The organism is Litorimonas sp. RW-G-Af-16 (genome assembly GCF_048319245.1).
Classification (GTDB): domain Bacteria; phylum Pseudomonadota; class Alphaproteobacteria; order Caulobacterales; family Maricaulaceae; genus Litorimonas.
The window spans coordinates 1,986,019-1,999,549 of the sequence record NZ_CP166993.1 but is presented as its reverse complement, the minus strand read 5'-3'; the positions used below and the strand labels follow the sequence as shown (position 1 = coordinate 1,999,549).

At 52.3% G+C, this 13,531-nt stretch carries 2 protein-coding genes; both read left to right on the top strand.

Features of this window, described 5'->3' with window-relative positions:
- Positions 1-57: 57 nt before the first annotated feature.
- A complete protein-coding gene (locus AB8615_RS09830; protein ID WP_409432417.1) occupies positions 58-1,548 on the top strand; it encodes a TolC family protein in 1,491 nt (496 codons plus the stop codon).
- Between the two features lie 222 nt (positions 1,549-1,770).
- Positions 1,771-13,479, top strand: coding sequence for an Ig-like domain-containing protein (locus AB8615_RS09825; protein ID WP_418152336.1), 11,709 nt, complete (start codon positions 1,771-1,773; stop codon positions 13,477-13,479).
- Positions 13,480-13,531: the final 52 nt, after the last annotated feature.

Here is a 13,531-nt window from a genome sequence, read left to right as displayed (position 1 = left end):
CCTTCACAATTTTACAGCATAACACAACCAAGGATAGCATTTTACTTGGAGAGATTTATGCGGAAACTTTTATTGAGCACGGTTTGGGCGGGGGCATTGGTCCTCACCGGCTGCGCGACTCAGACCCAATCAATTACGGAGGCGGAGAGTACATCTTTCTCGCAAGGCGTTAAAGCTGATATTGCCGCGAAACAAACGCCTGTCACGCAATCCATTACATTGTACGAGGCGATGGCACGGGCGCTGAAAAACAATCTCGATCATCGCGTGGCAATGATGGAAATCGATCTGGCGCAAGCAGACTATAAAGTGTCGCGCTATGACCAGCTCCCACGTGTTGTCGCCAGTGGTGGCTATTATGGCCGCTCAAATGAAGCAGGCGCGTCCAGCCTTTCGCTCTTATCAGGGCGTCAATCTCTGGAGCCATCAACGTCAACTGAACGTGATGTGTTTACGGGCGACTTGACCGCGACCTGGAATGTGCTGGATTTCGGCTTGTCAAAAATCCGGTCTGAACAGCTGGCTGATGAAGCGCGTATTTACGAAGAGCGCCGCCGCAAAGTGATCATTCAAATCATGGAAGACGTCCATCGCGCCTATTTCCGCGCAGTTAGCGCAGAACGCTTGACGCAACGCCTAACTGGTTTGGAAAGTGATGTGCGAACAGCATTTGATCAATCGCGATCTCAATTCGCGGCACGTCGCACCGCGCCCATGCCAGCCTTATCTTACCAGCGCGAATTAAATGATATTCAAGCCCAAGCCCAAAGCCTGTCGCGCGATATGATTGTCGCGAAGATGGAGCTGGCCTCGTTGATGGGTTTGCTGCCTGATCAGGACTACACGCTGCAAATGCCGACACGATCTGTTTTGCCACGCCGCCTAGCGATGAGCTACCCGGAGATGATTGATGTAGCGCTGAAGAACCGTCCAGAAGTCCGTGAAAGTATTTATGCGCAACGCATTGGAGAGAAGGAAATGAAAAAAGCTGTCCTAGAGGCGCTGCCATCCCTTGAAGGATTTGCCGGACTCGATGTCAGTTCAAATGATTTTTTATTCAACAATAATTGGGCGGACTACGGGGCACGCGCCAGCTGGAATTTGATCAATGTCTTCTCGATCGGCTCGCGGAAGAAAAAAGCGAAGGCCCGCGCAGAGCTAGAACGCCAACGCACCCTCGCCGCTAGCATGGCAGTGATGACGCAAGTGGGTGTGGCCCGTGCCCGTTATGAAAGCCTGATGGATAGCTTCTTAACCGCCAATGCTGGTGCTGAAGTACAGAGCGATATATTGGGTCAAATTGAAGCCTTGTCAAAGGCCTCATCCGCCTCGCGTCAGACTTTGGTACGCGAACGCATGAATGCGATTGTGTCCGAAGCGCGCCGTGATGCAATCCATGCCGAAATGGCCGAGGCCTCAGCACATATCTATACGGCACTGGGATATGACCCCTACACAGCAGAGCTGACGGGGGAAGAAGATGTCGCAACCATCGCAGCGAGCCTCAAAACACTCTGGACGCAGCGTGCTGCCGCGCCTGGACAATAATTAATTAATTGCAGGAGACGGCACCCCTGACCCACAAATTTTGAATTCCGAGCCGAACGTGTGTTCGACCCGCCCGGCGTTCAAACTTTGACGGATCATCCGCCTCAGACCTGCCTCACATTGTTGAAACCGGACGGCCTCCGACGTGCAGCGCAAAACGCTGCGGGGAGCCGACCGTTACCGCTACGCCAAATTTTGGCTTGATCATGCAGGAAAAATACCATGTCAAAGAAATCGCAGAACAAAAACATCAACTCATTTTCACCAACCACGCCAAAACTAGACCTTGGTTTACGGGCACTCGAACCTCGTATCCTCCTGGATGCAGCAGGGTTTGTAACGGGGGCCGAAGTCGCCTTTGATGCAATAGAAACACAAAATGTGACAGACGCGATGGAAGCAATTTTTAACGGCGGGCCTGACACAACGAGCCTCCTGCAAAGTTCTGCCCTGATGAACATGGAATTGCTCTCGGCGCTTGATACATCAGAAGAACTGATCACGCAGGACGCGAGCACAACCGCCGATTGGACGGCCGATTGGACGGCCGAATGGACGTCTGAGACACAGTCCGAGTTTTACGCGAAAGCCCCAATTACCCCCATCGCTGAAACTGCGGACGCAGCTTTTGGCAAAGCGCCCATTACACCTATCGCAGAGCGGCTAGAGTGGGCTGATATTGCGCAGATGGCAGGGAATGATGACCGCACAGAGATCGCCTTTATCGATACATCAATTGGGGACTACCAAACGCTAGTCGATGCGGTGCCAATGGGCGTCGAAGTGATTTTGATTGACCAAAGCACAGATGGTTTAGCGCAAATCGCGGCAGCTTTGAATGGACGAACCGATGTCGATACCATTCATATCCTATCCCACGGAACTTCTGGAGCCTTGGAATTAGGCACAGCCACGCTGACGGAAGCCAGTATGAAAAGCGAACATGCTGATGAATTAAATATCATCGCAAGCGCGCTTTCAGCTGATGCTGATATTCTAATCTATGGCTGTGATTTCGGGGCAAATAGCGCCGCAGTCAAGGCGCTGGCAGATGCTACAGGGGCTGATATTGCGGCCTCGATTAATGATACTGGCGCGACTGACTTGGGCGGTGATTGGAATCTTGAAATCCGAGAGGGAGCGATTGAGGCTCGCGCGTTTGTTATCTTAGATTTTGGCGGCGTGCTAGCTGATACACTCGATACAGCCGAGCTTGTTGCAGGGCATAGCGGCAGCAGTTCGACAGTTATTGGGGCTGATGGTGTTACAGTTCAAATCACCACTGTTAGCGGTGACGCTCTGCAAAATGACGGAGCAACATTCGGCCTAGGTATGGGTCGTGGCTTCACGGCAGTTGGCGTCGGATCTGACTACAATATCAATTTGTCAACGCCGCAATCTCAAGTCTCAATCACAACGGCGTTTCATAATTCTGACTCCTCTGGCAATGAAGAGCTACGCTTTGTTGTCCGGGACAGCGCAGGCAATGATATTACGGCCTCTGTCACTATATCCCACAATGACCAATCGACAGTTGGCGTAACAGCCTTTGGCGTCTCGCTATATACTGGGGCTATAGCGCTTTATTCGGGCAGCAATGCGAACGGCGCCAATTCTGTTGGCAGAACGAGTTTTTTCTCCCCGACAGATAATATCGCCAATATTGAAATTGAGCATTACCGCACATCAGGAACACCCAATGGTATTTTGATTCAAGAAATTGACTACGCGATAACGTCTGCATCAGCCACTGGTACAGATACGGACGGGGACAGCGTCAATGATGATGCTGACATCGATGATGACAATGACGGTGTTTTGGATGTCAACGAATTGCTCCTGACGCAAGGCACGACTGAAAACTTTGAAAACCCAACAGGCACAAACCAGGCCATATCCAATTCTCGCCGCGACGGTTTTGATCAAGCTTTTCCAGCTGGCAGTGGAACGCCGCTATCTAATTTTGCAGGTTCGGCAGGTTTTTTCACAAATGCCAATTTAGTTGAAGGATCGGGTTCAGCTTCAACAACACATCTGGCAGCCTATGAGGGCGATAACTATTCTGGACTGCATTCAGGTGAAAACTTCGCACAAGAGGTCATCCAATTAGAATTGGATGTCCCTGTGCTTGTCGGGCAACAGGTCGGCTTGTCTTTTGCCGCCTATCAGATGACGTTGGATAATGTAGCGGGAGGATTTTTCAACCAACCAGGACAATTTGAAATTTATGGCATTCGCACAGGTTCGACGATTATTGAAGGGATCGACGGAGCGACAACCGACCCAACCCAGTTAAATACAACAAACTCGACGACAATCGCGGCTAATTCCGATGTGGATTTGTTGGGTGAGACCCCCGTCATTTCCAACACGACTGAATGGCAAGAATACCTGATTAGCTTTACGGCGACTCAAAACTATGACCGAATCCTAATTGTTCCTAAAAGTGATGGGACAAATTCTGGCGGCCCGAACTCGTCTGATATTTCAACATTTCTCGCCATTGATGCTATCAATTTCGGTCTCCTTACAGCCGTCGATAGTGATGGTGACGGTATTGACGACTACCTCGACATCGACAGCGATAATGACGGCATCACAGATAACATCGAAGCGCAAGGCACGGGCGCTTATACCGCCCCAAGCGGGATCGGTAACGCCATGCTGGACGCAGATAATGACGGCCTAGATGATCGTTATGATGCAACGCCCAATGGCACGGTAGACGGGGCAGGCAGTTTTGGCTTGAACCCTGTTGATACAGATGGCGACGATGTCGCCGATTTCCGCGATACGAATTCTGATAATGAAGGCGCTGATGATGCAGTTGAAGGCGGCACAGGGACAATAGCCACGGGTCTATCGAGTTCTGCGAACGATCTTGATGGCGACGGATTGTTTGACGTATTTGAGACGCAAGGCGGGACGAATTCCAGCGATGGGTTTAACGTCAACGAGTCTATTGCCACAGGCGCGATTGCTTTCCCAGACAGTGATGGCGATGCAACAGGTGTCATCATACCGCTCTCAGCTGACGTTGATTTCCGGGATGCGACGACACCGAATGTGCCACCCGTTCTGAGTGGTTTTCCAGCAACGCTGACAGTTGATGAAGACGGCAACAGTAATTTTAGCGGGTCAATTCTTGACTCCGACTCAGCGTCTATAACCTTGGTTTTCTCTGTTGACCCAGCCCATGGCACTTTGTCTGGATTTGTCACAAATGGTGTAACAATTACGGGCAACGGCACATCAACTCTGACTATGGTTGGAAGTGATGACGCTTTGCAAAACTCCCTTGAAGCTGTGAATTTTGCACCAAGTGCAGATTTCAACACCTCCGTTTTGGGGACAATCCCGATTACCATCACCGCGGATGACGGTGTGGCTGCCGTCGTGACAGATACGATTTCTGTCACAGTTAATCCGATCGCGGATATAGTCGCCGACACGCTGTCAACAGACGACGCAACGGCGATCACGTTTAATGTCCTGACAGGAGTAGGAAATGCTGCCATCGATAACTTCGAGGGTACACCGAGCGTCACAAATTATACGACACCGACGTCTGGTAGCATCATGACCGACACAGCGGGGAATGTAACTTTCACGCCCACGGCTAGTTTTATCGGTCAAGCAACATTTGATTATACCGTCACATCTGGCGGTGTAACGGAAACTGACACAGTGACAATTACTATCGGCGCCTCAAACGCTCCGCCTCTGGCAGTAAATGACATCCAAACTATTGTGCCAGGCACACCGAGCAATATCAATTTAATTGCCAATAATGGCGGGGGTGCGGATGGGGATCCCGATGGTGACCCCTTATTCATTAGCCAGATCATCGACCCAACGAACCCGAGCGCACCTATCACCCCAGACTTTGTGGGCGGCACTCCAATCACTCTTGCATCGGGTGTTATATTGACACCTCAAACTGACGGCACATTTAATGTCACCGTACCGTTAGGCACCCCGACAGATCAGAGTTTTGCATATCAGGTTTCTGACGGACAAGGCGGTTTTGATGTCGCCAATGTCATGCTCAACTTGGATACTGACGGCGACGGTGTGGCCAACATTGATGATATTGACGATGACAATGATGGCATTTTGGATACGGTCGAGGCCGGTTTTGATCCAAATGCGCCAGTTTCTCCCGTCACAGGAACACTTGGTACAGCTGACAGCTTCGGTGCGTCTAATGCAGCCTATCAAGTTATCAACGATATGGCCTCGGGTCCGGGGCAGTTATTTACGCTCGATCCGTCTACAGGTGTCTATGTCGAAATCGGCACGGCTGCTGGCTTTGCATATAACAATACTGGCTTTGATCCCGCCACAGGCTTCTTGTACGGCATTGCGCAGACAGCGGGTTCGGACGCACTGGGCGCCACTGTCTCTGCGGGTGACTTGGTGCGTATTGATTTGGACGGGGAAACCTTCCGCGTTGGCGCAACAACGGCTGCCGACCCGTCAACGATTAAATCAGGCGACGTTATTGATGGCTCGCTCTTCATCGCAGGCCAAGACTTTTATCTGGTTGATTTGGCCGATGGAACGACGACTACGCTCACCCGCACAGGCGACCAGCGCGAAGCGCTCGACTATTCTACGATAGATGGCCGGCTCTATGGTGTGCGCGATAATGTTCTGCTGGTTGTGGATATTACCGGAGCAGCAGCCACGCAAACGGCGTTTTCCATGCAAATTCCTGGCGCTCGGTTTGGGGCGACATGGGCTGCCACAAATGCTGATGGTGATACGGAATTTTACGTCTCTGATAACGATACATCAAATATATACCGGATTGACGGCTTTGATACAAATAACCCAACGCCAGTTCTTGTCGCCGCAGGCGTTGCGCCGACGACAAGCAATGACGGGGCCAGAAACCCGGCTCTGTCCTTCGTTATCCCAGCACCCGATACAGATGGCGACGGTATCGCAGACTATCTCGACATCGACTCTGATAATGACGGCATTACTGATAATATCGAGGCGCAGACCACGGCAGGGTATGTGGCCCCGTCTGGCACGGGCGCGTTGATGACGGACGTCAATGGCGATGGGCTTGATGATAATTACAGCCCAGCGGGCCTGACCCCCGTGAACACAGATAGCGGCGCGACGACCCCTGACACAACGCCAGACTATCTCGATACGGATTCCGATAATGACGGCTTGAACGATACGCAGGAAGCGGGTCTTGGCGCGGCACCAATGACAGGCCTGTCAAACGCGACGACGGACACGGATGGTGACGGCTTGTTCGATGTGTTTGAAACACAGCTAACAGGCAATGTGAATGACGGCTTTGTTGTGAATGAGGGTATCGCACCATTGGACGGCACACTGCCAGATGCAGATAATGACGCCTCGCTGGGTGTGCCTTTGGCGTCTGATTTGGATTTCCGCGACGCGACATTTGACGCAGAGCCTTGCCTCGACCTTGATACAGATGACAGCCATCTTGGCGGCACAGCGGCAGCCCTGACGGGCGGCGTTGAAATTGCCAATATGAGCGGGCCTGTGACTACAGGTGCGACAACGGCAGCAGGCCAAATCGCTGAATGGACGGGAGCATCCGTAACGGCCGACGGTATGCCGCTGACCTTGCGCGCAACTGTGGTTAGTCTTTCAACGGGCGGTGAAGTCACCTTCGGCCTATCCCCAGGGGGGCGGGCGGCTAATACTTTGACAACTGGAACCACAGCTGAAATCCGCTGGGAGTTTTTCTTAGAAGGCACAAACACACCTTACTTTGGTGACGTCTTGCCCAGTATCGTAGATATTGACGGTGACCCGCTGGACCCAACACGCGGAGAAATTGTAACTGTTTCTACCGAGGGTTTGATTGGCTATGCCGTTGATTCCGCAACGACGTTAGACATCACAAATTTTGGTGATCGCATTGAATTTGCGGGCACACAGATTTCTGGCGGCGCTGACCCTGAAGCGCAATTCCAGATTGGCTACCGCGATGTAAGCGGCTTTACGCTGACCTATGAATATAATGGTGGCGGCGGCACATTTGCGTTGCTGAGCCGTGAGACAGTGACCCTTAGCGATGTGACTTTGGTCAGCCCTGACAAAGGCTATGCTGACACCTTCACCGAGGGCGACGCGCCAATCACTGTGGCAGATGATGTCAGCATTACGGATAGCGCTTTCAGCGATTTCCCAGAACTTACCATTCGTCTGAACAATATTTCTGACGGTGCGAATGAGGTCTTTACCCTTGGCGGCGAAGACTTTGAAGCGGGCGTAGCGGAAACTGCATCAGTCATACTGACCAGTGGTGCGACAGCAGTCGTTGTGTTTGATGGCTCGCAATTCTCTATCACAGGCACAGGCGGCGCTTTGCTCTCGGATGGTGATTTGACGGATTTGGTGCAGGCTATCACTTATGAAAATAAGAGCGAAGACCCGACAGCGGCCGATCGTAATCTAATCTTCAATCTCGATAATTCAATCAATATCAGCCCGGATGCTGTGTCGACGATTACTGTTATTCCCGTTAATGAAATTGACGCGATGGATGATGGCCCGGTCAGCGTTATTGGCGGCACGTCAACGCCGATTGATGTTGTGGGTGATAATGATTTTGACGAAGAAAATGACCCGCTGACGATCACCGAAATTATCGATCCAGCTGACGCGGCCAATCCGATTGCGATTACGGCGGCAGGGCAAACTGTGACGCTGACGTCTGGCACAATCGTTGTTGTGAATGGTGACGGCACTGTGAATGTCACAACGCTCGCGACATTCACTGGCACAGACACGTTCCAATATACGATCTCTGACGGAATAGATACGGATAGTGCGACTGTGACACTCAATAGCGACGGCAATAATGACCCCGTGGCTGAAAATAATATCAACGAGGTGACCGAAGATGTCGCCGCGCCTGCAACAGGCAACGTCATTACTGATAACGACCCGACGAATGGCCTCGATAGCGACCTGGATTCTGACCCGCTGATTGTATCGGGTATTGACGGAAATACTGTTGTATCAGGCACACCGACCATCGTCATCGGCACATATGGAACGCTGACGATCAATACAGACGGCAGTTATTCTTATGCGCTCGATAATACCGATGCAGCTGTGCAAGGGCTCGGCGTCACAGAAAGTCTCAACGAAACTTTCACCTACACCGCATCTGACGGGCAGGGCGGCACAGATACGGCTAATTTGGTGATTACGATCAACGGCGTTAATGACGTCATTATTCCTGAAATTCCAGGCGATCCAACGGTGCCGACTGACCGCACAGATTTTATTCCGCCCCAAACAGGCATCGATAATCTGGCGCCAGCAGCTCTGGACTTGAACATTTATTTTAATGATCCAGATACGACAGACACCCTCACTTTCACGGCAACGCCAAGCGATCTGCCGCCAGGCCTGACATTGGTCAATGGGATCATCTCTGGCACGCTCGACAATAGTGCAAGCCAAGGCGGAACGGGCGGCGTTTACACGATCCCCGTGACTGTTACGGATAGCAATGGCGACAGCTTTGTAACGCAAGTCGAATATACCGTCACAAATCCAGCTCCCATCGCGCAAAACGACATGGAGACCACGGATGCCAACGCGACCCTGTCCGAGTCTGTTTTGACAGACAATAGCAATGGACTAGATATAGATCCTGACGGTGACGCGCTGACCGTGACGCAAGTCAACGGCATGGCGATAGCGTCTGGAGGGCAGATTACTCTGCCGAGCGGCGCTTTGCTGACAATGAACAGTGACGGTACCTATGACTATAATCCGAACGGTGTTTATGATGCGCTGGCTTTGGGCGAGACGGCGACAGATAGCTTTGGTTATGTCATTGATGACGGTGAGGACGGCACGAGCAACGCAGTTGTCACCATCACGATTGACGGTGTGAACGAGCCGATCATTCCGCAAATACCAGGTGATCCAAACCTTCCAGTTGACCGCACCGATTTCATCCCAGACCAGACGGGTGTGGATAGCGAACTTTCGACCCCATTAGATATTAGTCGTTTCTTTACGGACCCTGATACAACGGACGTGATCACGCTGACGATTGCACCAGTTGATTTGCCCGCGGGACTCATCTTTGACGGCACATCTATATCTGGCACGCCAGCGGCCGATGCGTCGCAGGGCGGCGTGAATGGTGTCTATACAATCAATGTCGGGGTGACAGATAATAATGGCGACAGCTTTGTTAGCCAGTTCACCTACACCATCACCAACCCTATTCCGACAGCGCAAGACGATGTGTTCACGGTCACAGAAGATGCCCCGGCCTTGACGGGTAATCTGATCACGGCGGATAATGGTAATGGTACGGATACCGACCCTGATGGGGACGCGTTGATTATTGCTGAAGTCAATAGTGACGCCGCGAATCTCGGCACCCCGATTGCTGGATCGACTGGCGGTCTGTTCACAGTTAGTCCTGACGGCAGCTATAGCTTTGATCCAAATGGCGAGTTTGAGGCTTTGGCTGTTGGCGAAACTGCTATAACGAGCTTGACATATTTGGTGAGCGACGGTGAAGGCGGGACTGATCTGGCAATGGTAACTGTCACAATCGAAGGCGTGAACGACGCCCCGATCCCTGTTGATCCCGAACAGCCGACAGGTCCGATTACGCCCGGTGATCCAACAGACCCAGACGACCCACGAGTCCCGCCTGTTGACCCGCAAGACTATATTCCTGCGCAAATCGGTGATGACAGCAGCCCGGTGCCACCGCTCGACCTGACACCATATTTTGGTGATCCAGATGCCGGTGACATAGTCACGCTTTCGATCACGCCAAGTGACCTTCCTTCAGGCCTCACATTTGATGGCACCACGATTTTTGGCACACCTGATCCTGATGCTAGCCAAGGCGGCGTGAGTGGTGTGTACGACATTCCTGTCACGGCGACCGATCCAAACGGCGCGAGCTTTACAACGATTGTCACCTACACAATCTCTAACCCTGCGCCAATCGCGGTGGACGATGTCGAAGTGACGGATGAAGATACAGTCCTAAGCGACACAGTCCTCGTGGATAACGGCAGCGGTGTCGATAGCGACCCTGATGGTGACACGCTCGTTGTGACAGAAGTCAACGGCACTGCGATCACTTCTGGTAATGTCATTACACTACCAAGCGGCGCGCTGCTGACCATGAATTCTAATGGGTCTTACGACTACGACCCGAACGGGCAATACGAAGGCTTAGCTGTTGGAGAGACGGCGACGGATAGCTTCACCTATTTGATCAGCGACGGGGAAGGCGGAACTGATCTTGCGACTGTGACGGTGACAGTAGAAGGCGTAAACGATGCCCCTATCCCTGTTGATCCCGAGCAACCGACAGGCCCAATTACGCCCGGTGATCCAACAGACCCTGACGACCCACGCATTCCACCAGTCGACCCACAAGACTATATTCCTGCGCAAATTGGTGATGATGGCAGCCCAGTGCCACTGCTCGACCTGACGCCATATTTTGGTGATCCAGATGCCGGTGACATAGTCACGCTTTCGATCACGCCAAGCGACCTTCCTCCAGGCCTCACATTTGATGGCACCACGATTTCTGGCACACTTGATCCTGATGCCAGCCAAGGCGGCGTGAGTGGTGTGTATGACATTCCTGTCACGGCGACTGACCCTAGCGGGGCGAGCTTTACAACGATTGTCACCTACACAATCTCCAACCCTGCGCCTGTGGCCGTCAATGATAGCTATACCGTGGTCGAGGATACGCCGCTTTCCGTCAATATTTTGACAGAGAACGATAGTGATCCTGATGGCGATACGCTGGTGATTGATGCAGTCGCCTTGCCTGACGGCACAGTCATTCCTGTTGGCGTAGCGACGCTCATTCCCGAAGGCACGCTTACTGTCAATTCTGATGGCTCAACGACTTTCAGCCCGCGTCTCAATTATTTCGGACCCGTGACTTTCGGTTACACGATCAGTGACGGCGAAGGCGGCACAGATGTAGCGACGGTGACGATTGACGTAACCCCTGTTAACGACACGCCCATCCCAGTTGATCCAGAGCAGCCAGAGCTGACGCCACAGAACCCAGATGTGCCGGTTGATCCAGAAGACCCGCACAATCCACCGATTGATCCGCAGGACTATATACCGGGTCAAGTTGGTCTGGACGATGCGCCTGTTCCACCCTTGTACCTGACACCGTATTTCGGTGATCCTGACCTCATGGAGCCGATTACAATTACGGTGGGTGATCTGCCGCCAGGACTTAGCTTTGATCCCGTCACAGGCATTATCTCTGGCACGCTTGATCCTAGTGCAAGTCAGGGGGGTGACCCCAATAATCCTGGTGTTTATGAGGTGCTGGTCACGGCGACAGACCCTAGCGGAGAGAGCTTCACAACGGTTGTGACTTACACGGTAGAGAACCCTGCGCCGATTGCCACAGATGACGGCATTCTGCCAGCGGTTGAAGATACACCGCTTACGCTAGACTTGCTCAGTAACGATACTGATCCAGATGGTGATGCGTTGATCATTACAGAGATTAACGGCACGCCGATTACGGTGGGTCTTCCGACGATACTGCCGAGCGGAGCGAGTGTAACGCTTAATCTTGACGGCACGGTGGCTTATGACCCTGCGCCAAATGCCAATGGCTTGGAGAGCTTCACCTACACGATAAATGACGGTGAAGGCGGCACGGATATGGCCACGGTAACATTGGATATTGCGCCGGTGAACGATACACCCATCGTGACATCTGATGATCCAGAGACGCCTGCTCTCCCGCCGCGCACTTATCTGGACGGGCAAACGATTCCGCCGCTGGATGTTGCGACACCGTTTACTGACATAGAAAACAGCCCATTGGTCTTTACGTCAGAAGGCTTGCCTGAAGGTCTAACGATTGACCCTGTCACAGGTGTGATTTCGGGCACGATTGATAAATCAGCCTCCGTTGACGGGCCTTATCCTGTAACGATTACGGCCACTGATCCCGAGGGTGAAAGCGTTTCGACCAGCTTCTTGCTGACCGTGCTAAACCCTGCGCCGATCATAGCGCCTATCGATGTGCCAATTCCAGTTGCGGGGGAACCGATTGAAATCAATGTGGGTGACGTGACGAATGACCCAGATGATGACAGCGTGCTAACTTACTCAGCACCTGACCTTCCGCCTGGGCTGACGATCGACCCTATAACTGGCAAAATCACGGGTAGTCCAACTGTGCCGCAAAACACACCTTATGTGTTTGAAGTTGTCGTGGATGACGGAGAGGGCGGTATCGCGCGAACGACGATCTCGCTCCAAGTCAATGAGGACGGATTTGTCGACATTCAAACACCCGACAATGATAGCCAAATGGGTGGCGATGTTGATCCTTATGAGTTCTTAGAAGGACAGCCGATTGATCTACAGCGTTATTTCCGTGATCGCGCGATTGATAATCGTGATGACTATGGTCGCATGTTTGGAGATCGGGATTTCCGAGGCGGCATGGTTGCCAGCTATGTTCCCGGCATGGGGCATGATTGCGCCTACCTTGTCATTGAGGCAGTTGCCTATGACCATAATATCAATGTGCAGCTTGGTTCCACCTTGCCCATGTTCTGCGGCACAGATGTGCGGAGTTGGGACGTGACGTTGAGTAATGGTGGCGCGTTGCCAGAATGGGTAAATTGGTCAAATGGCGGGGATCATATTGAGATCCAGAGACCGCTGGATCAAGACACTATTTCTCTACGTGTGCGGGCCTTGCTCGACAATGGTCGCACGGCCATTAGCCAAGTCACGATTGATCTGCGCACTGGCACAGTGATTGAGACGGGAGAGGGTAATCTGGTGGCGCAAACCTTATCCGATCAGTTGATGCTGGAGCAGCGTCAGATCGCTGCCAATAATTCTGATCTGTATGAGGCGTTGGCCTCATAGAACTCACAAATCTGGGTTCACCTTCCCACAACTTAGCCCGGTTCTCTCCACC

Excerpts from the sequence above, each read along its gene's own strand:
- AB8615_RS09830 (WP_409432417.1), top strand. The coding sequence starts at position 58 with ATGCGGAAACTTTTATTGAGCACGGTTTGGGCGGGGGCATTGGTCCTC.
- AB8615_RS09825 (WP_418152336.1), top strand. The coding sequence starts at position 1,771 with ATGTCAAAGAAATCGCAGAACAAAAACATCAACTCATTTTCACCAACC.